Source organism: Amycolatopsis sp. NPDC004368, assembly GCF_053602515.1.
This window is the reverse complement of the sequence record NZ_JBSGDT010000048.1, coordinates 14,251-36,967: the sequence shown is the minus strand read 5'-3', so window position 1 is coordinate 36,967 and position 22,717 is coordinate 14,251. Positions and strand designations below refer to the sequence as shown.

Genomic DNA, 22,717 nt, shown 5'->3' with positions numbered 1-22,717 from the left:
CGGACGAGCACCTGGAGGACGCATGTCGTTGCTGGCCGAGCTGAGCGCGGCGATCACCGGGGGCGGCATCGAGGTCGTCGACCTCACCGCTCCCCTGACCTCGAGCACCCCGATCCTGCAGCTGCCCGAGCCGTTCGCGAACACGATCCCGTTCCGGCTCGAGGAGATCAGCCGCTACGACGAGCGCGGCCCGCGCTGGTACTGGAACGACATCCACACCGGCGAACACACCGGCACCCACTTCGACGCGCCCGTGCACTGGCTGTCCGGAAAGGACGGTCTCGACGTGTCGCAGGCGCCGCTGAGCACGCTCGTCGCGCCCGCGGTGGTGCTCGACGCGTCGGCGAAGGCCGAGGGCAACCCCGACTTCCTGCTCTCGATCGACGACGTGCGCGAGTGGGAGTCCGAGCACGGCGCGCTGCCCGCGGGCGCGTGGCTGCTCTACCGCACCGGTTGGGACGTGCACTCCAGCGATCAGGACGAGTTCCTCAACGCCGACGAGACCGGCTCGCACACCCCCGGCGTGTCGCCGGAATGCGCGAAGTGGCTGGCCGAGGAGACGCCGATCGCCGGCCTGGGCGTGGAGACCGTCGGCACCGACGCCGGCCAGGCGCCCGGGCTCGACCCGGCGTTCCCGTGCCACGAACTGCTGCTCGGCGCGGGCAAGTTCGGCCTCACGCAGCTGCGCAACCTGGCCGGTCTGCCCGCGACCGGCGCGATGCTGGTGATCAGCCCGCTGCCGATCGTCGGCGGCTCGGGCAGCCCGGCCCGGGTGTTCGCGCTCGTCGAGCGTGGCGCGTGAAGGTAGCCGAACTGGTCGGGCGCACGCTCGCCGACCTCGGAGCGGGCATGGCCTTCGGGGTGGTCGGCAGCGGCAACTTCGAGGTGACCAACGCGCTGCGGGCGGCGGGCGTGCGCTTCGTCGCCGCACGGCACGAAGGCGGCGCCGCGAGCATGGCTGACGCGTTCGCCCGGATGAGCGGCCAGGTCTCGGTGCTGAGCCTGCACCAGGGCTGCGGCCTGACCAACGCGATCACCGGGATCACGGAGGCGGCGAAGAGCCGCACCCCGATGGTCGTGGTGACCGCGGACGCCGCGGCGGGCGCCGTGCTGTCGAATTTCAAGATCGACCAGGACGCGCTCGGCGTCGCGGTGGGCGCGGTGGCCGATCGGGTGCACTCGGCCGAAACCGCGTTCGCCGACACGGTCCGCGCGTTCCGCACGGCCCGCGAGCAGAGCCGGACGGTGGTGTTCAGCCTGCCGATCGACCTGCAGGCCCAGGAGGCCGGCGCGGCGGGCGCGGTGCCGCCCCTGACCGGTCCCGCGCCGATCCGGCCGGAGACCGCCGTGTCGGGTGAGCTGGCGGAGCTGCTGTCCCGGGCGCGGCGCCCGGTGTTCATCGCCGGGCGTGGTGCGCGTGGCCAGGCCACCCCGCTGCGGGCCCTGGCCGACGTCACCGGCGCGCTGCTCGCCACCTCGGCCGTGGCCAACGGTCTCTTCCACGACGACCCATGGTCGCTGGGGATCAGCGGCGGGTTCTCGTCCCCGCTCACCGCGGAGCTGATCGCCGATGCCGACCTCGTGGTCGGCTGGGGTTGCGCGCTGAACATGTGGACCACGCGCCACGGCAAGCTGCTCGGCCCGCAGGCGCGACTCGTGCAGGTGGACCGTGAGCAGGCCGCGCTGGGCGCGCACCGGCCCGTGCACCTGGGCGTGGTCGGCGACGTCGCGGCGACGGCCGCCGACGTGCTCGAACTGCTGGAGGCCCGCGGCCACCAGGCCAACGGTTACCGCAGCCCCGAGCTCGCCGCGCGGCTGGCCGCCGAGGTGCGCTGGAACGACGTGGCCCACCCGGACCGGTCCGGCGAAGGCCGCATCGACGCGCGCACGCTCAGCGCCCGCCTCGACGAACTGCTGCCGGCCCGGCGAGTGGTGTCGATCGACTCGGGCAACTTCATGGGCTACCCCAGCGCTTACCTGTCGGTGCCCGACGAGAACGGCTTCTGCTTCACGCAGGCCTACCAGTGCGTCGGCCTCGGCCTGGGCACGGCGATCGGCGCCGCGCTGGCCCGGCCCGACCGCCTGCCCGTGCTCGGCGCCGGCGACGGCGGCTTCCACATGGCGATCGCCGAACTGGAAACCGCCGTGCGGCTGCGGCTTCCGCTGGTGGTGGTCGTCTACAACGACGCCGCCTACGGTGCCGAAGTCCACCATTTCGGCGACGCCGACCTCGACACCGTGCGCTTCCCCGACACGGACATCGCGGCGATCGCACGCGGGTTCGGCTGCACCGGCGTCACCGTGCGGGAAGTCGGTGATCTGACCACCGTGACGACGTGGCTGGCCGGTCCCCGGGAAACCCCGCTGGTGATCGACGCGAAAGTCGCCGACGACGGTGGTTCGTGGTGGCTCGCGGAGGCGTTCGGGCACTGAGAAACCGGGGAGTGCATAGGGTCCAGCTCGCGCGGCACGAGGGTTCGCGCAGTTCAGCCCGGGTGTCTCCGCTCCGTCGAGGCCACTTCACGCCGGGCGCGCGTGACGGCGGGCAATCCCGGCGATCCGATCAGCGGGACGACACCCCGATCGTGGTCCGTGGCGCTGCGGCGGCGCCGCACGGGAAGTCGGTAGCCTGGCCCCGTGGTCGACCCCATCCCCCGCGGCTCCGCCGAAAGTGACCCCGAACGTCCTGATCAGGACGGTGCGGGCGACTCGTCCGATTCGGACGGTCGCGGACGCAAGGCGCGCAAGAAACGTCCGTTCTGGCAGGAACTGCCGATCCTGCTCGTGATCGCCCTCGTGCTCACGATCCTGATCCAGCAGTTCGTGGCCAAGGTTTTCATGATCCCGTCCGAGTCCATGGAGACCACGCTCCACGGCTGCACCGGGTGCTTCGGCGACCGCGTGGTCGTCGACCGGGTCACCTACGACTTCACCGATCCGTCGCCGGGTGACGTGATCGTGTTCCGCGGCCCGGGTCCCTGGACCGAGCACGAGATCGCGCCGCAGGAGCCGAGCAACATCTTCGCGAAGGCGCTGCGCGGCCTGGGCTCGCTCGTCGGCTTCGCACCGCCGGACGAGCAGGACTTCGTGAAGCGCGTGATCGCCGTCGGCGGGCAGACGGTGCAGTGCTGCGACCCACAGGGCCGGGTGATCGTCGACGGCAAGGCGCTCGACGAGCCCTACATCCACTGGGTCGACCCGAACAACCCGGCGCAGGACACGTTCGCCCCGGTCACCGTGCCGCAGGGCAGCCTCTGGGTGATGGGCGACAACCGCAACGACTCGTGCGACTCCCGCTGCCAGGGCGGGGGCGGCGTCAACGGCACGGTGCCGATCGACGACGTGATCGGCAAGGCGCGGTTCATCGTGCTGCCGCCGTCACGCTGGGGCGGGGTCAGCGACTTCGACGCGCAGGACTCGGCGACACCGGTGGCGCTCGGCGCGCCGGCGTGGCAGCAGGGCATCCCGCTCGGCGTGGGTTCGGCGCTCGCGGTGCCGACGCTGGTGCTCGGCCGCCGATCGCGGGAAGCACTGCGCAAGCGCCGGCGCTGATCAGCGTTTTCGAGCGGGTGCCGCGCCGGTCCCGTCAAGGTCATCCGACGTGGACGAGATCTACGACCGCGAAGCCGCCGAACAGTGGCTCCGGCGGCGCGGCCTGCCATCGGTGGTGTGCGGGCGCCCCGCGCACCTGCTGGTGCGGATCGTGCCCGCCGAGGTGTTCGTGGTGCTCGGCCTGCTGTTCACCACGGCCACCTCGGTGCTCGACGACGAGTTCGCCGCACGGCTCGCTGCCGCTCGGTGTGCTCGAACAGCTCGGCCTGCTCGTGGTGCTGTTCGTCGCGGCCTTCTTCGGCGGCGGCTCGATGCTGGGCTGAGCGACGAAGCGCCGGGTGTGCCGGCATGGCCCGCCGAGGAGTCCCGGTCACGAAAACTCCTTGGCGCACAGAGAAAACTCGCCGCACAACGCGGCCCACGACCGTGGTGCGTTCGCCCCGGATCCCGTACTTCAGCGCCAGCCCGGCTTGGGAAGCGGCACGCAACGGCTGAGCCGTCACTTCGGCAACGACTCCCCCGTCGCGCTGGAGGCGTACATCGGCAAGGTCGACATCCCGCCCAGGGCACCGGCGTCACGCAGGGGGAACCAGAACACGGTCACGCCCAGCGCTTCGACGCGCTGGGTTTCGGCGCCGTACCTCAGACCGTTCGCCTCCGCGGTGATGCGTGTCGCGGGGCCGGAGTAGTAGCCGTAGAGCGGGACGTCGCGGCCAGGGCGGCCCGCGGTGAGGGCGTGGAAGCCGGGTGAGTTCGCCCGGGCGCCGGTGGCGAGGTCGGCCAGCAGGCCGCCCGTCACGCGGTGGCCGAGGACGAGCTCGTACGGCGAGGTGCCCTGCCCGGCGGGCGCGCTCACGAAGAACAACACGACCTCGCCCTCGGGCTCCAGCACCTTGGTGCCCACGACGGGGCCGATCGGCGCCCCCGTGCGCTGTTCGGGCCGGGCTGCGGTCACGGTCAGCGTGGTGACCGGCGCAGCCGCGGGCGTGCGCAGCAGCTGGGTGCCCACCACGACACCCGCCAGGGCGACCACGGTGGCGGCCGCGGCCGAGAGACGCCGGACCCGCCGCCGGCGGCGGCCGCGACGGATCACGTCTGCCAGGTCCACCGCGGCGAACTCCACGCCGGGCGGTGACGCGAGGGCGCCGCGCAGTTCGCCGAGATCCGTCACGACGCCCGCCCCGCCGCGCACGCGCGCCGTTCGGCCGCGGTCACGCGCATCTTCGCCAAGGCGCGCGAGTTGGTGCTCTTCACGGTGCCGAGCGAGACCTTCAGCTCGGCCGCGACGTCGGCCTCCGACAGGTCCCAGAAGTGCCTCAGCACGACGATCGCGCGCTCCCGCGGGCTCAGTGGCGCCAGCGCGCGCATGAGCCACTGCTGGTCGGCCACGCCGTCGGCGAAGTCGCGCTCGACCGCGCGCTCGGGCACGACCTCGGTGGCGTCCTCGCGGTACGGCCGGCGCCACCGGTCGATCACGTGGTTGGCCAGCACCTTCCGGGCGTACGCGAACGGGTCCTGCTTGCGGATTCGGGCCCAGACCGTGTAGGTGCGGACCAGTGCGGTCTGCACGTCGTCCTCCGCCTGGTGGCGGTCGCCCGACATCAGGTATGCGGCGTGGTGCAGCCGCGGCGAGACCGCGCGGACGAAGTCCGCGAACTCGCTGTCACCTCGGGCCATACCGGTCCCCGCGCGCGTACATGATCGGTCAGACGAGCGGAGCCACTTAAAGGTTGAGTCCATTTTCCGGGGATCGGATGCTAGAACCGAGGGCAGCGTCCCCGACCGGAAGGTGCTCGATGCAGCGCGCGAACACGATCGACCAGGCCCTGACGCGGTTCGACGCCGGTGAGCTCTTCGCCGAGCTCGCCGGCCGCGTCGCGCACCGGACCGAGAGCAACCTCACCGAGGGCTACCCACGGCTGCGCGCCTACCTCACCGACGAGCTCGCGCCCGCTCTCGAAGCCCTGGGCTGCCGCACGCGCGTGGCCGAGAACCCGGTGGCACCCGAGTGCCCGCTGCTGGTCGCGACCCGCCACGAGTCGCCCGACCGGCCCACGGTGCTGCTCTACGGCCACGGCGACGTCGTCAACGGTGAAGCGCCCCGGTGGCGCGAAGGCCTTGACCCGTGGACGCTGGCCGCCGAGGGCGAGCGCTGGTACGGCCGCGGGTCGGCGGACAACAAGGGCCAGCACACGATCAACCTGTTCGCGCTGCGCGAGGTGCTGCGGGCCCGCGGGCGGCTCGGGTTCAACCTGGTGGTGTTCGTGGAGACCGGCGAGGAACGCGGCTCCCCCGGCCTCGTCGAGGTGTGCGGGCAGCTGCGTGACGAGCTGCGCGCCGACGTGCTGATCGCCTCCGACGGACCCCGCGTGCGCGCCGACCTGCCCACGCTCTTCCTCGGCTCGCGCGGTGTCACCCAGTTCACGCTCACCGCCGACCTGCGCCCACGCGACCACCACTCCGGCAACTGGGGCGGGGTGCTGCGCAACGCCGCGACCACGCTGGCCGCGGCGATCTCGTCCCTTGTGGACGGTCAGGGCCGCATCCTCGTGCCCGGACTGCGCCCGCCGGCGGTCCCCGCGTCGGTCCGCGAGGCGCTCGCCACCGTGCCGGTGGGCGGGGGCGCCGACGATCCGGCCGTCGACGAGGACTGGGGCGAACCCGGGCTCACACCCGCGGAGCGGTTGTTCGGCTGGAACACCGTCGAGGTGCTGGCGTTCCTCGCGGGCTCGCCGGCCTCGCCCGTCAACGCGATCCCCGGCCGCGCGCAGGCGACGCTGCAGCTGCGGTCCGTGGTCGGCACCGACCTGGCCGGGCTCGAGCCCGCGCTGCGCGAGCACCTGACGGAGCACGGTTTTCCGATGGTGGCGGTCGCCGTGACCGAGAGCCGGCCGCCGACGCGCACGGACCCGGGCCACCCGTGGGTGCGCTGGGCCGCCGACTCCGTCGCCCGCACCACGGGCACCGCGCCGGTGCTCCTGCCCAACCTCGGCGGCACGATCCCCAACGACGCGTTCGCGGAAGTCCTCGGCGTGCCGACGATCTGGCTGCCGCACTCGTACCCGGCTTGCGCCCAGCACGCGCCCGACGAGCACCTGCTCGCTCCGCTGGCGCGCGAGGCCGTCGCGATCATGACCGGCCTGTACTGGGATCTGGGCGAAAAGGACACCTGAGCCGCAGGGGCGGGAGCCCTGAGCCCCGCGAAGCTGTGACCTGGGCCGTTCACCGAGCGAATCCGGATGCGTGACCGTGCGGGCACGGACATGCACCTCCCGCCGCGAACCCGCGCGAGCGCGATGGCATGATGCCCCGAACCGGTCCCGCCCGCGCCGGGCGGCAGTGAGCCGACGAGGAAGGTGAGGCTTGAGCACGCGCACCACCCAGGTGGACGATCTCCGACTGGTGGCTCAGCCCAGTGCGGTTCCGTGCACCGAGCTGTTCGTCCGCCTGATCCTGTCGGACTGGTCACTCCTGCCGATGCTGGACCAGGTCACCGCCACCACGGCCCGCCTCGTCGGCGACATCGTGGACCAGAGCAATCCCGCCGCGCCCGCGTTCATCACCGTGCGCCTGCAGCTGCGCGGCGAGACGCTCGTGATCGAGATCGAGGACGACCTCGTCGGCCCAAACCCGCCGCGCACCGCGCCGGGCGAGCGGATCGGCGTGGAACCACTGCGCGCCGGACGGCTCACGTGGTGCGAAATGACGCTGCCCGGCGGCATGACGGCGGGCCAGGTCCGCCTGCCGCGCCGCCAGGAACGCCGCACGCTCGTGGACGAGCCCGTGTCGGGCGCACCGGTCGCGGCCGACCCCGAGGTGCTGGAGCGGCTGCTCAACCGGCTCAGTGGCTGGTCCGGCTGAGCCGGTGTCGTCCACAGTGGACGGCACGGCGTGGACCGGGCCGTCCCCTGTGGAGAGTCACCTAGGCGGCGCGTTCGTTCCACGCGCGGGCCAGCGCCTGGGCGAACACCTCCGTCGGCTGCCCGCCGGAAACCCCGATGCGCCGGTCCAGCACGAAGAACGGCACGCCCGTCGCGCCGAGCTGGGCGGCTTCGCGTTCCTCGGCGCGCACGGCGTCCGCGTACGCGGTGGGTTCGGCCAGCACGCGGGCGGCTTCGGCGCGGTCCAGGCCGGCTTCGACCGCGACGTCGAGCAGGGTGTCGCCGGTGAACAGCGGGCGGGCCTCGGCGAAGTTGGCGGTGAAGACCGCGTTCACCATCTCGTTCTCGAGCCCGCGATCGCGCGCGAGGTGCAGCAGGCGGTGGACGTCGAACGTGTTGCCCATGAACCGGTCCGAGCGGTACCCGAGCCCTTCCTCGGCGACGAGGCCGGCCAGCCGCTCCTCCATCTCCACGGCCTGTTCGCCGAACCGCGCGACCAGCATGTCCTGCAACGGTTCCACCGTGTCGCGCGACGGGTCGAGCTCGAACGACCGGAACGTCACCTTCACCTCGTTCCGGTGCTCGAACCCCGCGAGCGCGGCCTCGAACCGCGCTTTCCCGAGGTAGCACCACGGGCAGACGACATCGCTCCAGATTTCCACGTGCATTCCCCCAGCCTAGGCATCATCCGGACGCACCAGAAGTACGCACCCCCAGGTAAGGGTCACTTTGCCGCGGCGGCCGCGGAGCCGTGAAAAGGCTCCTCGCCGAGGGATGACCGGGATTTTTCCGCCGCCATGGTGTCGAATGGGCTCGAGCCGGTTCGTGGGCAGGGTAAGAGACCGGCAACCCGTCGAAGGAGCTCACCATGACGCAGTACCTGCTGGCCGTCCAGCTCGACGAGACCAAGCTCGAGACCGGTGAGGAGCTCAAGGCCCAGATGGCCCGGACCGGCCAGGTCATCGACGACATGAAGGACGCCGGGGTGTGGGTGTTCGTCGGAGGGCTGCAGCCTTCGCACGCCTCCACCGTGGTGCGGCCCGGCGCCGGCGGGACCACGACGATCACCGACGGCCCGTTCGCCGAGACGAAGGAACAGCTCGGCGGCTTCTGGGTGATCGAGTGCGACGACCTCGACCAGGCCCTGGTCTGGGCGCTAAGGTGCGCCCTGGCGTGCCGGCAGGCGATCGAGGTGCGCCCGTTCGGCGAAGTGCCCGAGGTCTGACCCGGGATGGATCTCGACAGCGTCTACCGGGCCGAATACGGCCCCTGCGTCGCAACGCTGACGCGCTTGCTCGGTGACCTCGGGCTCGCCGAGGAGGCCGTGCAGGACGCGTTCGCGGTGGCCGTGGACAAGTGGGCCGAGGCGTTACCGCCCAACCCCGGCGGCTGGATCGTGACCACCGCCCGCAACCGCGCGATCGACCGCCTGCGCCGGGAGTCCACGCGCGAGGCCCGCCACGCCCAGGCGTTGCTGCTGAACCAGCCCGACGAGCCGCAGGAGGTGGGACCCGTGCGCGACGACCAGCTCCGCCTGATCTTCACCTGTTGCCACCCGGCGCTCTCGCCGCTCGCGCAGACCGCGCTGACCCTGCGGCTGCTCGGCGGGCTGGAGGTGCCCGAAATCGCGCGGGCCTACCTCGTGCCGGAGGCGACGATCTCGCAGCGGATCGTGCGGGCCAAGAAGAAGATCCGCGACGCGGGCATCCCCTACCGCGTGCCCGGCGAGGGGGATCTGCCCGACCGGCTGCCACCCGTGCTCACGGTGCTGTACCTCGTGTTCAACGAGGGTTACACCTCCACGTCGGGCGAACTGCTGCGCACGGACCTGTGCCTGGAGGCGATCCGCCTGGCGCGGGCGCTCGCCGACCTGATGCCCGACGAGCCGGAGGTGCTCGGGCTGCTGGCGCTGCTGCTGCTCACGGAGGCCCGGCGGCCCGCGCGCGTCGGGCCGGCGGGCGAGCTGATCGTGCTCGCCGAGCAGGACCGGTCGCGGTGGGACCACGAGCTGATCGCGGAAGGGCACGACCTGGTACGCCGGTGCCTGCGCCGCAACCAGCCGGGGCCCTACCAGCTGCAGGCCGCGATCAACGCCGTGCACACCGACGGGCCGGCCACCGACTGGACGCAGGTGCTCGCGCTCTACGACCAGCTCCTGCGCCACTCCCCGACCCCGGTCGTCGCGCTCAACCGCGCGGTCGCCGTCGCCGAGGTGCACGGCCCGGCCGCGGCGCTGGCCACCGTCGACGAGCTCGACCTGCCGGGGTACCACCTGCTGCCCGCCACCCGTGCCGACTTCCTCGCCCGGCTCGGGCGGACCGCCGAAGCCGCGGCCGCCTACGACGAAGCGATCGCGCTGGCCACGAACGACACCGAGCGGGCGTTCCTGGCGTCCCGGCGGGCCCGGATCTAAGGCGCCGCAACGGGTTCGCGGGCACCCGTGCGTTCGGCGCCGACGCCCGCGGCCACCACGAACGCCACCCCCACCGCGGCGGCGACATCCGGCACCTGGTGCAGCACGAGCAGCCCGATCGCCATCGCGATGGCCGGTTCGAGGCTCATGAGCGTGCCGAAGGCCGACGCCGTGAGCCGGCGCAGGGCGAGCATCTCCAGGCTGAACGGCACCACCGGCAGCAGGATCGCCAGCCCCAGCCCGGCGAGCAGCAGCTCCCCCGACAGGTGCCCGAACACCGCCGATCCCTGCACCAGCGTCGCCACGATCGCCGCCACAGGCATGGACACCGCGAGCCCGCGCACGCCCGACACCTCGTCGCCCACCCGCTGCGTCAGCAGGATGTAGATCGCCCAGCAGACTGCCGACGCGAGGGCGTAGCCGACGCCGACCAGGTCGGCCCCGCCGTGCCACGGTTCGGTCAGCAGCAGCACGCCGGCCGCGGCGAGCACGGGCCACAGGCGTTTGCCGCCGCGGCCGCGGGCGATCGCCACGGTGAGCGGCCCCAGGAACTCCAGAGCGCTCGCCGTGCCGAGCGGCAGCCGGGCGACGGCGGCCATGAACAGCATGGTCATCCCCGCGGTGACGACCCCCAGCCCCACGCACGCAAGCAGCGCCGATCGGCTGAACGACGACGGGCGCGGCCGCACCAGCACGAGCAGCAGCACCCCGGCCCAGGCCAGGCGCAGCCAAGCGGCCCCCTCGGGCCCGACGCGGTCGAAGAGCCCGACCGACACGGCGAGACCGAGTTGCACGCAGAGCATCGCGGCGACGGCGAGCGCCGCGCCGCTGCGGGTGGGAGACATGCGTTCAGGAGAGCGGAAGCACACCGTTCGTGTCCACGTGCCGATCGTGAACGTACTGTCCAGGAGTCCTGGACAATCGGCTCATGGACACCCGCAGGCTGCAGTTCCTCCTCGAGCTGTCGCGGCTCGGCTCGATGCGGGCCGTCGCGGATGTGCTCGACACCACCACCTCGACGGTGTCGCAGCAGATCGCCGCCCTCGCTCGCGAGACCGGCGCGCCGCTGCTCGAACCCGCCGGCCGCCGCGTCCGCCTGACCCCGGCCGGGCAGCGGCTGGCCGAGCACGCCGTGACCATCCTGGCCGCGGTGGAGACCGCGCGGGCCGACCTCGACCCCCACGCCGAGCCCGCGGGCACCGTGCGCGTGGCGGGCTTCGCGACGGCGATCCGGCGCTCGGTCCTGCCGGTCGCGGACCGCCTGGCGCGGGCGCACCCCCGCGTGCGGCTGGTGATCAGCGAGTACGAACCGGCCGAGGCCGTGGCGCAGCTCCTCGCCGACGACGTCGACCTGGCCTTGATCTACGACTACGACCTCGCCCCCGCCACCACCGACCGCTCGGTCGACGTCCGTCCTCTGTGGACCGCGCCGTGGGGCCTGGGCGTGCCGGCGGCCGACGCGGGGCGCGTGACCGGCGCCGGCACGCTCGCCGTGTTCGACGCGTTCTCCGACCACGACTGGATCGGCAACTCCCGCAACCGCGCCGACGAGGACGTGCTGCGCACCCTCGCGTCGATGGCCGGGTTCACCCCCCCGTGTCACCCACCTGGCCGACAGCCTGGACCTGGTGGAGGACCTGATCGTCGCGGGTCCCGGGGTCGGCCTGCTCCCGGTGGCGCGCCCGACCCGGCCGGAAGTGGCGCTGCTGCCGTTGACCGGTCCGGACGTGCGGCTGCGCGCGTTCACGGCCACCCGCCGGGGGCGGGCCGCGTGGCCGCCGTTGGCGCTGGTGCTGAGCTTGCTGTGAGGGTCAGGCGGTCCGGGCTGCCGCCAGCTCGGCCTCCCGGAAGGCGGCCGGCGAGAGCTGCCACCACACCACCAGGGCGGCGGCGAGCTGGATCACCGCGCTCATCACCCATACCGCCCGTAACCCGATGTGCGCGGCGACGAACCCACCCGCGAGGGCGCCCAGCGGCGTCAGGCCCCAGGCGAGGGCCCGGTGGCTGGTCAGCACGCGGCCGAGCAGCGATGACGGCGTGAAGCGCTGGCGCGAGGACTGGGAGCAGACGTTCCACACGAGCGTGCCGGCCGTCAGGAACACGAGCACCAGCCCCACGAGCGGCGGCCACGGCGGGACCACCGCGATCGCCAGCAGTGCCACCACACCGCTGCTCTGGGCCAGGCGCATGGACCACGAGTAGCCCAGCCGGCGCACCACGCGGTCGACCACGAACGACGACGCCACCCAGCCGACGGCCAGGCACGCCAGCAGGCCGCCGTAGCCGACCGGGCCGAGGTGCAGCTCCTGCGTCGCGAAGAGGACGAGCATCGCGTTGCCGGCGCTGGCCGCGAAGGACCCGAGGGCGACGGAAGTCGTGATCGCCCGCAGCAGCGGTGAACCCACCAGGTAGCGCAGGCCTTCGCCGATGTCGCGCATCGGGTGGGCCGTCGATTTCACCGGCGATGCCGCCGGAATGCCCCGCACCAGCAGGAAAGCCCCGACAGCGGCCGCGGCGGCGGCCCACGCCGGCACGCCCGCGCCGAGGCCGAGAAGCACGCCCGTCACCGGCGGGACGACGAACTGCACCAGCCCGCGGTCGATCACCTGCAGGCGTGCGTTGGCCGCCGCCAGGCGTTCCGGTTCCACGACCTCCGGGACGAGCGCTCCGCTGGCGCCGTCGCCGAACACCTGCGCCGTGGTGACCACGAAGGCCACCACCGCCACCAGCGGCAGGCTCAGCGCGTGCAGGGACCCGGCCACCCCGAGCGTCACGACGGCCGCCGTGAGCACCGCGTACGCCCCCGCCACCACCGCCGTGCGCCGCACCCGGTCGATCACCACGCCGGCGAACAACGACAACGCCAGCCACGGCGCCTGCCCCGCCACCGTGACCAGTGAGATGGCGCGTGGATCGGTTGTGATCGACACGGCCAGCAGCGGGATCGCCGCCAGCACCAGCCCTTCCCCGGTCGAGCCGAACACCGCGACCACCTGCAACCGCCCCCACGACCCCATACCGGCGAGTATGGAATCGGCGTCAACCGGTTTTCCCTCCGGCCAAACGTGGCCGTGCCGGCGTGGTCCAGGCCACACCCGGAACAATTCCCGCGGAGCCCAGGTTGTCCTTGCCGGGACCCGGAGCCAGGAGGACCGCCGTGCCGAACACCTCGGAACCGTTGCGCAAGCTGGGTTTCCTCACCATCGGGCTCTTCGACGAAGACGACCCGGCAGCCGGCCACGAGTCGACCCTGCGGGTCATCGAGCTGGGCGAGCAGCTCGGTTTCGACAGTGCCTGGGTGCGCCACCGGCACCTGCAGTTCGGGATCTCCTCGCCCGTCGCCGTGCTGGCGGCGGCCACGCAGCGCACGAGCCGCATCGAGCTCGGCACCGCCGTGACCCCGCTCGGCTGGGAGAACCCGCTGCGCCTGGCCGAAGACCTCGCCACGGTCGACGTCCTGTCCCGCGGCCGCCTCAACCCCGGCCTGAGCGTCGGCGAACCGCGTCACTACGACCACCTCGCCCCCGCGCTGTACCCGGACACCGCGGCCGCCGAGGACTTCAGCTACCGCCGCGTGGAACGCCTCCTGTCCTTCATCCGCGGCGAGGAAGCCACCGACTTCAGCGGAACGGAAGGCATCGAGGTCTACTCACCCCGCGTCCAGCCCCACTCCGCCGGCCTCGCCGACCGGCTCTGGTACGGCGGCGCGGGTACCCGCTCGGCCCGGTGGGCCGGGGAGCACCGCATGAACCTGCTGGCCAGCAGTGTCGTGCGCGTCGAGGACCCCGACGCCACGGAAATCGACTTCGCCGCCATCCAGGCCGCCCAGATCCGCGAGTTCCGCGCCCACCACCCCCTCGGCGCCGCCGCTCGCGTGTCGCAGGGCCTGGTCGTCATCCCGACCGACAGCGCGACGCCGGAGCAACGCGCGAAGTACGACGCTTATGCCTCTTCCCGCAGGCCCCGCGTCGGCAAGGCGCACGGACCGGCCCGCATGACCTTCGCGGAGGACCTGGTGGGCACCTCGGCGCAGATCGCCGAGCGGCTGTACGCGGATGCCGGGTTCCGGGAGGTCTCGGAGGTGGCGTTCGCGTTGCCGTTCACCTTCGAGCACGAGGACTACGTGCAGATCCTGACTGATATCGCACTGAAGCTGGGCCCGGAACTGGGCTGGCAACCGGCGGCCTGACCCACCTGGTGTAGCTCGTCCGAGTGATCCTCGGCCCTGTTTGCACTGGTCGGGGGTGAATCGATTCGGATTTTCGCGACGTCTCCCGGTCACCTTCGGCTACGCTGCCCCACGCAACGTGCGGGCACAGCTGGTGTCGCCCTCCCGGCTACCGGGCGACCGAACCACCGAACAGCACCGACCACCTCCCACGGGTACCAGTCCAACCATGGCCGGATCCCTCCGCGCCGAGCCGGGCGGCGACGACGGAAGGACACTGCCGTGCACACCGCGGTCCCCGAACTCGCACTCCTGCGCCGCCGCTACACCGGCGAAACCCACCAGGAAGCGCACAAAGCCATCATCGCCGACCTCTCCGAGGCGAAAACCGAGCAGGACGCAGCCATTCCCGCGGCGCATTCGCTCCACCAGTCGGTTCTGGAGACCTCGCTCCTGCTGTCGGTTCGGTACGCAGGTCGGCCCGGGGTGATCAGCAAGGTGAGCCCCCGCCACGAGGCACTGATCCTCCGTCTCGGGGACAGCGCGGCCACCGGCTTCTTTCGCGCCCTGCTCGCCCCGCTCGAACCACACGAGGGGCGGGACGGGGTACCCGGGCTGCGCATCGATTTCGAGCACGGGAACCTCCGGCTGTGCCTCCTCGACGTGGACGGCCGGCCGACACCGAGCCGCGTCGTCGTGCCCCGGCTGACCGAGAAGACCTGGGACCGGATCTGGCGGCGCATCCAGCCCACCGTGTACGGCGGCCGGTGCGTCGACCCCCTGCTGGCGCACTCGCCGAAGCTCAGCTCGGGCGAACGGCAAGGTTACGACTTCCACTGGCAGCACTGCGGGCCGGTCGCGCTGGGCAGTGCGCTCCTGCGCCGGATCGGGCTGGTCGCCGGCGACTGCTCGCTCGATGTGTGGAGCGGCCTGGGCGGAACCATGCTCCACCTTGAACTCGACCGTGGGCCGACGTTGTGCTCGCTCGTGGCGGACCTGTGCCACCCGGTCGCCGGCATGATCCGCGACAGCCTCGAGCTCGACGTCGACCGCGGCCCCGTCCGGCCGACGACGACGTTCGCGAAGATCGTCGACCGCAGCCCCACGCCCGACCGGTTCGTCGGCCGGCTGCGCGCGCAGGGTGAGCCGGCCGCGCTCGCCCTGCGCACACTCGGTCCGGCCGAGGCAGACCGATGACCCTCGCGCCGGAAGCCGACCAATCAGACCAGAGCGATGTCAACCTCACCTTTCTCCAGTTGCTCGACCGCATCCTCACCGACGACGAACGCACCCGCCGCGCCCGCGAGCTCGTCTTGACCTGCTCGCTGTGCGCCGCCGCGCTGCTGGTCGCGGCAGCGGCGATCATCACCTGCGCGCTCGGCCCGGGCGGGCCCGTTCGCATCGCGGTCACCGCGACGACCGTGGTGACCGCCGCGGCCGGCGCGGTGCAGGCCGTGGTGCGCCGCCGGCGGAATCAGCGGCGGAACACGCCAGGCTCCCCCCGGCCGTGGCTCGTCATCCACGGACGCCGAGCCCGGCTAGCGAGGCGCTCGACCAACCCTCCGCGGTGGCCACCGTCGCGGTGTGCGAAATCCTTCGAAGGCCGGCCGGACGGGCCGAATGAAGCCGGACCGGTCCGTCCACATCGGACGAACCGGCCCGGGCATTTGCTCAGCCGCACTCAGTCAGCCGCACTCAATCAGCCCAGTACAGCCGCATCGCGTTGTCCACCAGGAGCTTCTGGCGGGCCTCCGCTGTCGGTGCGATGCGGGGCACGAAGTCGACCAGCGTGCCGTCGTCGGGCATGTGGCTCTTCATGTTGGGGTGGGGCCAGTCGGTGCCCCACACGACGCGGTCTGGGAACTCCTCCACGAGCGCGCGGCCGAACGGCACCACGTCGTCGTACGGTGGGCCGGCGACGGTGAGCCGTTCGGGGCCGGTGACCTTGACCAGGAAGTTCGAGTGGTCGCGCAGCAGAGTGCGGAACCGGCCGAACTCCGGGCCGTCGACGGGTTTCGTCACGTCCGGGCGCCCCATGTGGTCCACCACGACCGTGGTCGGCAGCGAGGTGAACAGGTCCCACTTCGCCTCGAGGTCCGCGGCTTCGAAGTACACCACGATGTGCCAGCCCAGCGGCGCGATCCGCGCCACGAGGTCGTGGTAGTACGCGTCGGGCTTCGGGTCCACGAGCCGGCGGACGAAGTTGAGCCGGATGCCGCGCACCCCGGCCGCGTGCAGGCGGGCGAGTTCTTCGTCGGACTCGGTGCCGCGGATCGTCGCGATGCCGCGGGCGCGCTCGCCCGCCGCGGCGAGCGCGTCGACCAGCGCGCTGTTGTCGGCGCCGTGGCAGGTCGCCTGCACGATCACCTGGCGGTCGATGCCGAGGAAGTCGCGCAGGGCGAACAGCTTGTCCTTGCCGGCGTCGGTCGGCGTGTACTTGCGTTCCGGCGCGTACGGGAACTCGTCGCCGGGGCCGAACACGTGCGTGTGCACGTCGACGGTGCCCGGCGGCAGCACGAAGGCCGGCTTCGTCGGGTCCGGGTCGTAGGAGAGCCAGCCGGGGTCGGCCGTGAACGCGCTCACCCGAGCCTCGCCTTCAGCGCCTGGTCCAGGCGCGGGTAGACACGGCGCACGTTGCCCTCGTACACCTTGGTCTTGTCCTCTGCGGACAATCCGAGGGCGTCGACGTAGCGGCGCGTGTCGTCGAAGTGGTGGCCGGTACGCGGGTCGATGCCCCGCACGGCGCCGACCATCTCCGAGCCGAACAGCACGTTGTCCACGTTGATCACGTCGAACAGCAGGTTGATGCCCGGCTGGTGGTACACGCAGGTGTCGAAGAAGACGTTCGGCATGACACCTTCGTCCGGCTCCGGACGGCCGAGCATGTCGGCGAGCCCGCGGTAGCGGCCCCAGTGGTAGGGCACCGCGCCCCCGCCGTGCGGGATCACGAAGCGCAGGCCCGGGAAGTCGGTGAACAGGTCCGACTGCAGGAACTGCATGAACGCCGTGGTGTCGGCGTTGAGGTAGTGCGCGCCCGTGGCGTGGAAGCTCGGGTTGTCCGAGGCGGAGACGTGCACCATGGCGGGCACGTCGAGCTCGACCATGGCCTCGTAGAACGGGTACCAGCTCTTGTCCGTGAGCGGCGGCGCGGTCCAGTGCCCGCCGCTCGGATCGGGGTTGAGGTTGCAGCCCACGAACCCGAGCTCTTCCACGCAGCGGCGCAGTTCCGCCACCGAGTGCGCCACCGGCACGCCCGGCGACTGCGGCAGCTGGCAGACGCCGATGAACTTGTCCGGGTACAGCTCGGTCACGCGGTGCACGAGGTCGTTGTTCACCCGCGCCCACTCGGTGCTCACGGCTTCGTCACCGATGTGGTGCCCCATGGCCGAGGCACGCGGCGAGAACACGGTGAGGTCGACGCCGCGGTCGGCCATCAGCTTCAGCTGACCCTGCACGGATTCGCGCAGCTCGTCGTCGCCGATCGCCGGGTAGGCGGGGGCTGTGGTGCCCGCGTCGAACGCGGCGCGCTGCGCGTCCCGCCAGCTCGTGTGGGCCGCGGGCACGGTCGTGTAGTGGCCGTGACAGTCGATGATCACTCGGTGTCGCCTTTCCGGTCTTCTTCGGACATTCGCGTGCGGACCGCGTCGAGCAGCGGCAGCAGCCGGGTCTCCAGCTCCCCCAGGTCCGCGGGCCGGTGCGCGGCCGCCCAGTCCTGGCGGCGCGCGATGGCCTCGGCCATCACGGGCTCGACACCCGTCTCGGCCACCGTCACCGCGGCTTCCCGCAGCTCCTCGGCGCGGCGGACGCCGTGTTCCAGCGAGCGCGAGATCATGTACGCGGCGAGCTGTTCCCAGTCGTCGGCGGGCAGGAGGTTCGACAGGGAGCCGAGCACGCGCCCCTCGACGCCCCACTCGCGGGCGGCCAGCAACGACTCGGCGAGCAGTGCCTCCACGCCCTTGATCACCACGGAGCGGCACAGCTTCGTGGCGGCCGCGCGGCCCACGACGTCGGCGTAGACCTCCATCCCGGTGAACCCGAGCGGCCGCGCGAACTCCGCGAACTCCGCGGCGTGCGGCCCGCCGAGCAGCATCGGCGCGGCGAGCCGCTTGGGGTGGATCGGCGACATCACGGCGGACTCGACGTACCGGCCGCCGGCGGCCTCGATCACCTCGGCCGCGGCCTGCTTCTGGCCCGGCGCGGCCGAGTTGAGGTCGAGGAACCAGCAGCCGGTGGGCAGCCCGGCAGCCACGGACCTCGCGGCCGTGAGGTCGTTGGCCGCGGTCACGGCGCTGATCACCAGATCGGCCTCGCGGACGGCGTCGTGAGCGTCCACGGCGGACGCCAGCCCGAACCGGGCGGCGTTGCGCGCGGCGGCGCTCGCCGGATCGGCCAGCGCCACGTCCCACGCCGTGAGCGTCACCCCGGTCAGGTCTTCCGCCAGCACGGAACCCACCTCACCGAGGCCCAGCAGAGCAACGGTGGTCATTTCACCTCCGCGCGAGTAGGTACGTCGGCGGTACTCATGCCGCCTCCGCGGGAGTACGAACGTCGGCGGTACTCATGCCGCCTCCGCGGGAGTACGAACGTCGGCGGGCGTCACGCGGTGACCGCCTTCGGCTGCGGCTGGCCCGCCGTCGCGACGCCGAGGTCCACGTCCTTGGTCTCCGGGCCGATCAGCGAGCCGACGAACACCAGCGCGCCACCGAGCACGAGCAGCGCCGCGGCGGTGAGACCCGAGGGCATGATGTGTCCGAGCCAGTCCTGGTAGTAGGCGTAGAACGAGGTCAGGATCAGCGGCATGCTGTAGCCGAGACCGAAGCCGCTGCCGCGCACGGCGGGCGGGAACCGCTCGCACAGGTACGACGGCGTGACGGCGAACGTGCTGCCGCCCGAGATGCGGATCACGAACGTGAGCAGCAGGACCGCGCCGAAGCCCGACCACCAGCCGAAGCTGATCGTGGCGAACGCCGCGGCACAGACCACGCCGATGCCGATACCGGACCACGCGAGGAACTTGCGCCGGCCGATCTTCTCCGACAGCGCCCCCAGGAACGGGAACAGCACGGAGTGGATCGCCTGCACGATCACGAGCGCGGCCGTGACCTGCTGCGCCGACACGTGCGCCTGGTACTGCAGCGCGCTGGGCAGCAGGCCCGAAGCGAGGTTCGAGGCGAACCAGATGCCGCTCATGATCACGAACACCTGGAGGAACTGCTTGCGCGAGGAACCCACGAGCACGTCGCGGATCGGCGTGCGCGACTTCTTCGCCGACTTCCACGTCTCGGACTCCTCGACGGTGCGCGAGAAGTACACGCAGAACACCGCGCACAGCAGCGCGCCCACGATGAACGGCACGCGCCAGCCCCACTGCGAGTAGGCGGAGTTCACGCCACCCGAGGGCGCGATCTTCAGCATCACGAACGTCACCAGCGAAATGGCGCAGTACGAGATCGGGAAGCCCATGCCCACGAGACCGCCGTACCAACCGCGCTTGCCGGTCGGGGCCGCCTCCATGGCGAGCGGGGTGGCGCCGGTGTACTCACCGCCGAGGAACACGCCGTCGACCAGGCGCAGCACCACCATCAGCACCACACCGAGCAGGCCCACGGCGTGGTAACCGGGCAGCAGCGCGATGAGCAGCGTGCAGATGCCGCAGCCGGTGATAGACCACAGCGTCACGCGGCGGCGCCCGACCTTGTCGGCCAGGCGGCCGAAGATCATCGAGCCGAGCGGCCGCCCGATCAGGGTGGCCACGAAGATCAGCGACGTGATCACGGCCCGGCTGCCCGCGGAAACGGAGGGCGGGAGGAAGTAGTTCATCGCGGGCGTCAGCGCCACCACCGGCAGGTACACGTCGAACATGTCGACGAAGAAGCCGAAGGATGCGCCGATGACGGCGTTGCGGGTCGAAGTCCTGGCCCCCGAGGCGGCGGGCGGTGACGTGGCCGGTCCGGTCATCGTCGTGATCATCTCCTGTCGTGCCGGGCGCGTCTTCGCGGCCGGAGTGGTCCGGGGGAACGTAACTCGTGGACCCAGATCGTCACAAGAGTCGTCTACGAAATTGTTGACAATCTCGTATGGGATGCTTAGCGTCATCCATCGAAGAGAGGAGCCGGGATGCCCACCACGCCGAAGGAAGGGGAGGTCGGCAAGCACGCCGCGCTCGATGCGCTGCGGGCCGCCCTTCTGGCGGGCGACGTCGTCCCGGGGCAGCGCCTGGTGGAAGCCGAGCTGGCCGAAACCTTCGGCGTCACGCGCGCGAGCATGCGGGCCGCCCTGATCGACCTGACCGCGGAAGGCCTGGTCGAGCGTATTCCGCACCGCGGGGCCCGGGTGCGGGTGGTGTCGATCGAGGAGGCCGTGGCCATCACCGAGTGCCGCATGGTGCTCGAAGGCCTGTGCGCGGCCAAGGCGGCCGAGAAGGTGACCGACGACGAGATCGACTCGCTGCGCGAGCTGGCGAAGCGGCTGCAGGCCGCCGTCGACGAGGGCGAGTCGATGAAGTACTCCGAGCTGAACCGCGAGCTGCACCGCACGGTGCGCGAGATCGCGGGCCAGTCCGTGGCCGCGGAGCTGCTGGAGCGGCTGCACGGCCAGATCGTCCGCCACCAGTTCCGGCTCGCCATGCGGGCGGGCCGGCCGCACGTGTCGCTGCCCGAGCACCTGGCGATCATCGACGCGATCGCCCGCCGTGACCCCGACGCCGCCGAGCAGGCGGCCCGGGCGCACCTGCGCAGCGTGATCACCGCGCTGCGCGAGACCGACAACTGATGGAGCAGGCTGAATGAACAACGTGGTGGTGACCGACGTCCCCCGGGCGCCCGGCGACAAGATCGACGAGCTGGCCGGCTTCGGGGTCGCCACGGTGCACGAGGCGCTGGGGCGCGTGGGCTACGTCGGCACCGAGCACCGCCCGCTGCACCGCGGCTCGCGCATCGGCGGTTCGGCCGTGACGGCGCTGTGCTGGCCCGGCGACAACATGATGATCCACGCCGCCGTCGAGCAGTGCCGGCCGGGCGACATCCTCGTGGTCACCACCGCTTCCCCGTCGACGGACGGGATGTTCGGCGAGCTGCTCGCCACCTCGCTGGTGTCGCGCGGCGTGCGGGGCCTCGTGATCGACGCGGGCGTGCGTGACGTGGCCGAGCTGAAGGAGATGGGCTTCCCGGTGTGGTCGCGGGCGATCAGCGCGCAGGGCACCGTGAAGGCGACGGCCGGTTCCGTCAACGTGCCGGTGACCGTCGGCGGGCAGACCATCCACGCCGGCGACGTGATCCTCGCCGACGACGACGGCGTGCTGCGGGTCGCGCAGGCCGACGTCGAGCGGGGCATCGCCGCGTCGAAGGCGCGCCTGGCCAAGGAAGAGGCGACGCGGACGGCGCTCGCCGGCGGCGAGCTGGGGCTCGACCGCTACGGGCTGCGCGAGAAGCTCACTTCGCTGGGTGTGCGGTGGGTGACCGCCGAGGAGTACGCGAAGGAGCAGGCGTGACCTCCTCCTCCGGGGTGCCCTGTCTGCTGATGCGCGGCGGCACGTCGAAGGGCGCGTACTTCCGCGCCGAGGACCTGCCCGCCGACCCGGGCGAGCGCGACGACCTGCTGCTGCGCGTCATGGGCAGCCCGGACCCGCGCCAGATCGATGGCATCGGCGGCGCCCACCCGCTCACCAGCAAGGTGGCGGTCATCTCGCCGAGCACCTCACCCGACGCCGACGTCGACTACCTGTTCCTGCAGCTCGGCGTGGCCGAAGCGACCGTGACCGACCGGCAGAACTGCGGCAACCTGCTCGCGGGCGTCGGCGCGTTCGCGGTGGAACGCGGCCTCGTGCCAGCCGGCGACGGTGAGACGACCGTGCGCATCCGCATGGTCAACTCCGACAGCACCGCCGTCGCCCGCTTCCCCACACCCGGGGGTGTCGTGGACTACTCGGGCGACACGGCGATCTCGGGCGTGCCCGGCACCGCGGCGCCGGTCGTGCTCGACTTCGCCGACACCGCGGGCTCCACGGGCCACGGCCTGCTCCCAACCGGCCGGCTCGTGGACACTGTGGACGGTGTGGAGGTGACCTGTGTGGACAACGGCATGCCCGTCGTCCTCGCCCGGGCCGCCGACTTCGGGCTCACCGGCTACGAGACGCTCGACCAGCTCAAGGCCGACGCGGGCCTGCGGGAGAAGATCCAGTCGCTGCGGCTGCGGGCGGGCGAGCTGATGGGTCTCGGCGACGTGCGCGACAGCTCGGTCCCGAAGACCACGCTCGTCGCTCCGCCGGTCGACGGCGGCACGATCTGCACGCGCACGTTCATCCCGCTCGAACCGCACACGTCGATCGGCGTGCTCGGGGCCGTGAGCGTGGCCACCGCGCTGCTGCTGCCCGGCGCCGTCGGGCACGAGCTGGCGAAGCTGCCCGGCACGTCGCGCATCGACGTCGAGCACCCGACCGGCCACCTGCAGGTCGAGGTGGAGGTCGACGACAGCGAGAACCCGCCGCGCGTCCGCCGCAGCGGCGTGGTGCGCACGGCGCGCAAGCTGTTCGACGGCACGGTATTCCCGCGTTGACGGATGATCCCCGGGGGGTGCCGGCCAGGTGCTCCTGGGGACCACCGTGCACCCGCGGCCTTCAAGCACTAATCTGGATCACGTGACCTTCGCCTGTGCGTCCACTGTGGACTTCTCGCGTTCGGCCGGTGGCCGGCGCGCCGCGTGGCC

Annotated in this window: 23 protein-coding genes and 1 pseudogene; 14 read left to right on the top strand and 10 right to left on the bottom strand. The window is 72.1% G+C overall.

The window, feature by feature from the left end:
• Positions 1 to 22 precede the first annotated feature (22 nt).
• The 3 genes from ACWEOE_RS38365 to lepB all read left to right on the top strand — a co-directional run bounded on the left by ACWEOE_RS38365 (position 23) and on the right by lepB (position 3,552).
• Entirely contained in the window at positions 23 to 802 is a 780-nt protein-coding gene (locus ACWEOE_RS38365) for a cyclase family protein (RefSeq protein ID WP_452018103.1), read from the top strand.
• The gene (locus ACWEOE_RS38360; protein ID WP_452018101.1) at positions 799 to 2,433 is read left to right on the top strand and encodes a thiamine pyrophosphate-binding protein; all 1,635 of its coding nucleotides are present in this window, start codon (positions 799 to 801) and stop codon (positions 2,431 to 2,433) included. Before ACWEOE_RS38365 ends, ACWEOE_RS38360 begins: the two co-directional genes overlap by 4 nt.
• 204 nt (positions 2,434 to 2,637) lie before the next feature.
• The gene (gene lepB / locus ACWEOE_RS38355) at positions 2,638 to 3,552 is read left to right on the top strand and encodes a signal peptidase I (RefSeq protein WP_452018099.1); all 915 of its coding nucleotides are present in this window, start codon (positions 2,638 to 2,640) and stop codon (positions 3,550 to 3,552) included.
• A gap of 499 nt (positions 3,553 to 4,051) precedes the next feature.
• Here lepB and ACWEOE_RS38350 read toward each other — a convergent pair whose 3' ends face one another.
• Positions 4,052 to 4,723 (bottom strand): hypothetical protein, encoded by a 672-nt coding sequence (locus tag ACWEOE_RS38350; protein ID WP_452018097.1) that lies wholly within the window; start codon positions 4,721 to 4,723, stop codon positions 4,052 to 4,054.
• Positions 4,720 to 5,229 carry a SigE family RNA polymerase sigma factor gene (locus ACWEOE_RS38345; RefSeq protein WP_452018095.1) on the bottom strand — a complete coding sequence of 170 codons (510 nt, stop codon included), beginning with the start codon at positions 5,227 to 5,229 and terminating at the stop codon, positions 4,720 to 4,722. Before ACWEOE_RS38345 ends, ACWEOE_RS38350 begins: the two co-directional genes overlap by 4 nt.
• 119 nt (positions 5,230 to 5,348) lie before the next feature.
• Here ACWEOE_RS38345 and ACWEOE_RS38340 point away from each other — a divergent pair, with 119 nt between their 5' ends.
• A complete protein-coding gene (locus tag ACWEOE_RS38340; RefSeq protein WP_452018093.1) occupies positions 5,349 to 6,725 on the top strand; it encodes a M20 family metallopeptidase in 1,377 nt (458 codons plus the stop codon).
• A 190-nt stretch (positions 6,726 to 6,915) separates the two neighbouring features.
• Positions 6,916 to 7,413: an ATP-binding protein gene (locus tag ACWEOE_RS38335; protein ID WP_452018091.1), complete on the top strand. Its 498-nt coding sequence runs from the start codon at positions 6,916 to 6,918 to the stop codon at positions 7,411 to 7,413.
• 61 nt (positions 7,414 to 7,474) lie between these two features.
• On the opposite strand, the gene ACWEOE_RS38330 is transcribed toward ACWEOE_RS38335, so the two are convergent.
• Entirely contained in the window at positions 7,475 to 8,101 is a 627-nt protein-coding gene (locus ACWEOE_RS38330; protein ID WP_452018089.1) for a DsbA family oxidoreductase, read from the bottom strand.
• A gap of 200 nt (positions 8,102 to 8,301) precedes the next feature.
• Here ACWEOE_RS38330 and ACWEOE_RS38325 point away from each other — a divergent pair, with 200 nt between their 5' ends.
• Both ACWEOE_RS38325 and ACWEOE_RS38320 read left to right on the top strand, forming a co-directional pair.
• The gene (locus ACWEOE_RS38325) at positions 8,302 to 8,658 is read left to right on the top strand and encodes a YciI family protein (protein WP_452018087.1); all 357 of its coding nucleotides are present in this window, start codon (positions 8,302 to 8,304) and stop codon (positions 8,656 to 8,658) included.
• A 6-nt stretch (positions 8,659 to 8,664) separates the two neighbouring features.
• On the top strand, positions 8,665 to 9,846 hold the full coding sequence (locus ACWEOE_RS38320) for an RNA polymerase sigma factor (RefSeq protein ID WP_452018086.1): 1,182 nt from the start codon (positions 8,665 to 8,667) through the stop codon (positions 9,844 to 9,846).
• On the opposite strand, the gene ACWEOE_RS38315 is transcribed toward ACWEOE_RS38320, so the two are convergent.
• A complete protein-coding gene (locus tag ACWEOE_RS38315; protein WP_452018084.1) occupies positions 9,843 to 10,691 on the bottom strand; it encodes an EamA family transporter in 849 nt (282 codons plus the stop codon). The two genes, ACWEOE_RS38320 and ACWEOE_RS38315, sit on opposite strands and share 4 nt — an antisense overlap.
• An 83-nt stretch (positions 10,692 to 10,774) precedes the next feature.
• On the opposite strand from ACWEOE_RS38315, the pseudogene ACWEOE_RS38310 reads away from it, so the two are divergent.
• Positions 10,775 to 11,380 (top strand): annotated as a pseudogene (locus ACWEOE_RS38310) (LysR family transcriptional regulator); the annotation flags it as partial.
• Positions 11,381 to 11,474: 94 nt separating this feature from the next.
• A complete protein-coding gene (locus ACWEOE_RS38305; protein ID WP_452018139.1) occupies positions 11,475 to 11,654 on the top strand; it encodes a hypothetical protein in 180 nt (59 codons plus the stop codon).
• A gap of 3 nt (positions 11,655 to 11,657) precedes the next feature.
• Here the strand turns inward: ACWEOE_RS38305 and ACWEOE_RS38300 are convergent, their stop codons facing one another.
• On the bottom strand, positions 11,658 to 12,863 hold the full coding sequence (locus ACWEOE_RS38300) for an MFS transporter (RefSeq protein WP_452018082.1): 1,206 nt from the start codon (positions 12,861 to 12,863) through the stop codon (positions 11,658 to 11,660).
• A 140-nt stretch (positions 12,864 to 13,003) separates the two neighbouring features.
• Here ACWEOE_RS38300 and ACWEOE_RS38295 point away from each other — a divergent pair, with 140 nt between their 5' ends.
• Complete coding sequence (locus ACWEOE_RS38295; RefSeq protein ID WP_452018080.1) at positions 13,004 to 14,035, top strand: LLM class flavin-dependent oxidoreductase; 1,032 nt, start codon at positions 13,004 to 13,006, stop codon at positions 14,033 to 14,035.
• A 261-nt stretch (positions 14,036 to 14,296) separates the two neighbouring features.
• The gene (locus tag ACWEOE_RS38290) at positions 14,297 to 15,211 is read left to right on the top strand and encodes a hypothetical protein (RefSeq protein ID WP_452018078.1); all 915 of its coding nucleotides are present in this window, start codon (positions 14,297 to 14,299) and stop codon (positions 15,209 to 15,211) included.
• 23 nt (positions 15,212 to 15,234) lie between these two features.
• Here ACWEOE_RS38290 and ACWEOE_RS38285 read toward each other — a convergent pair whose 3' ends face one another.
• From ACWEOE_RS38285 to ACWEOE_RS38265, 5 genes are all read right to left on the bottom strand, one after another.
• Positions 15,235 to 15,537, bottom strand: a complete 303-nt coding sequence (locus ACWEOE_RS38285) for a hypothetical protein (RefSeq protein WP_452018076.1) — start codon at positions 15,535 to 15,537, stop codon at positions 15,235 to 15,237.
• Between the two features lie 172 nt (positions 15,538 to 15,709).
• The gene (locus ACWEOE_RS38280) at positions 15,710 to 16,597 is read right to left on the bottom strand and encodes an amidohydrolase family protein (RefSeq protein WP_452018074.1); all 888 of its coding nucleotides are present in this window, start codon (positions 16,595 to 16,597) and stop codon (positions 15,710 to 15,712) included.
• Positions 16,594 to 17,610 (bottom strand): amidohydrolase family protein, encoded by a 1,017-nt coding sequence (locus ACWEOE_RS38275; RefSeq protein WP_452018073.1) that lies wholly within the window; start codon positions 17,608 to 17,610, stop codon positions 16,594 to 16,596. Before ACWEOE_RS38275 ends, ACWEOE_RS38280 begins: the two co-directional genes overlap by 4 nt.
• On the bottom strand, positions 17,607 to 18,500 hold the full coding sequence (locus tag ACWEOE_RS38270) for a DUF1932 domain-containing protein (RefSeq protein ID WP_452018071.1): 894 nt from the start codon (positions 18,498 to 18,500) through the stop codon (positions 17,607 to 17,609). Before ACWEOE_RS38270 ends, ACWEOE_RS38275 begins: the two co-directional genes overlap by 4 nt.
• Positions 18,501 to 18,610: 110 nt before the next feature.
• Entirely contained in the window at positions 18,611 to 19,972 is a 1,362-nt protein-coding gene (locus ACWEOE_RS38265; RefSeq protein ID WP_452018069.1) for an MFS transporter, read from the bottom strand.
• 159 nt (positions 19,973 to 20,131) lie between these two features.
• Between ACWEOE_RS38265 and ACWEOE_RS38260 the strand changes: the two genes are divergently transcribed.
• Genes ACWEOE_RS38260 through ACWEOE_RS38250 form a run of 3 tightly spaced genes read left to right on the top strand, consistent with a single transcriptional unit; the run spans position 20,132 to position 22,567 of the window.
• Positions 20,132 to 20,785, top strand: coding sequence for a GntR family transcriptional regulator (locus ACWEOE_RS38260; RefSeq protein WP_452018067.1), 654 nt, complete (start codon positions 20,132 to 20,134; stop codon positions 20,783 to 20,785).
• Between the two features lie 13 nt (positions 20,786 to 20,798).
• Entirely contained in the window at positions 20,799 to 21,503 is a 705-nt protein-coding gene (locus ACWEOE_RS38255; RefSeq protein ID WP_452018065.1) for a 4-carboxy-4-hydroxy-2-oxoadipate aldolase/oxaloacetate decarboxylase, read from the top strand.
• Positions 21,500 to 22,567 carry a 4-oxalomesaconate tautomerase gene (locus ACWEOE_RS38250; protein ID WP_452018063.1) on the top strand — a complete coding sequence of 356 codons (1,068 nt, stop codon included), beginning with the start codon at positions 21,500 to 21,502 and terminating at the stop codon, positions 22,565 to 22,567. The genes ACWEOE_RS38255 and ACWEOE_RS38250 overlap by 4 nt, the downstream gene beginning before the upstream one ends.
• Positions 22,568 to 22,717 lie beyond the last annotated feature (150 nt).

Bases quoted from the DNA above. Each gene is read 5' to 3' on its own strand.
- ACWEOE_RS38340 (WP_452018093.1), top strand. From the start codon at position 5,349: ATGCAGCGCGCGAACACGATCGACCAGGCCCTGACGCGGTTCGACGCC.
- ACWEOE_RS38265 (WP_452018069.1), bottom strand. From the start codon at position 19,972: ATGACCGGACCGGCCACGTCACCGCCCGCCGCCTCGGGGGCCAGGACT.
- ACWEOE_RS38270 (WP_452018071.1), bottom strand. From the start codon at position 18,500: ATGACCACCGTTGCTCTGCTGGGCCTCGGTGAGGTGGGTTCCGTGCTG.
- ACWEOE_RS38255 (WP_452018065.1), top strand. From the start codon at position 20,799: ATGAACAACGTGGTGGTGACCGACGTCCCCCGGGCGCCCGGCGACAAG.
- ACWEOE_RS38365 (WP_452018103.1), top strand. From the start codon at position 23: ATGTCGTTGCTGGCCGAGCTGAGCGCGGCGATCACCGGGGGCGGCATC.
- ACWEOE_RS38260 (WP_452018067.1), top strand. From the start codon at position 20,132: ATGCCCACCACGCCGAAGGAAGGGGAGGTCGGCAAGCACGCCGCGCTC.
- ACWEOE_RS38315 (WP_452018084.1), bottom strand. From the start codon at position 10,691: ATGTCTCCCACCCGCAGCGGCGCGGCGCTCGCCGTCGCCGCGATGCTC.
- ACWEOE_RS38330 (WP_452018089.1), bottom strand. From the start codon at position 8,101: ATGCACGTGGAAATCTGGAGCGATGTCGTCTGCCCGTGGTGCTACCTC.
- ACWEOE_RS38325 (WP_452018087.1), top strand. From the start codon at position 8,302: ATGACGCAGTACCTGCTGGCCGTCCAGCTCGACGAGACCAAGCTCGAG.
- ACWEOE_RS38300 (WP_452018082.1), bottom strand. From the start codon at position 12,863: ATGGGGTCGTGGGGGCGGTTGCAGGTGGTCGCGGTGTTCGGCTCGACC.
- ACWEOE_RS38345 (WP_452018095.1), bottom strand. From the start codon at position 5,229: ATGGCCCGAGGTGACAGCGAGTTCGCGGACTTCGTCCGCGCGGTCTCG.
- ACWEOE_RS38320 (WP_452018086.1), top strand. From the start codon at position 8,665: ATGGATCTCGACAGCGTCTACCGGGCCGAATACGGCCCCTGCGTCGCA.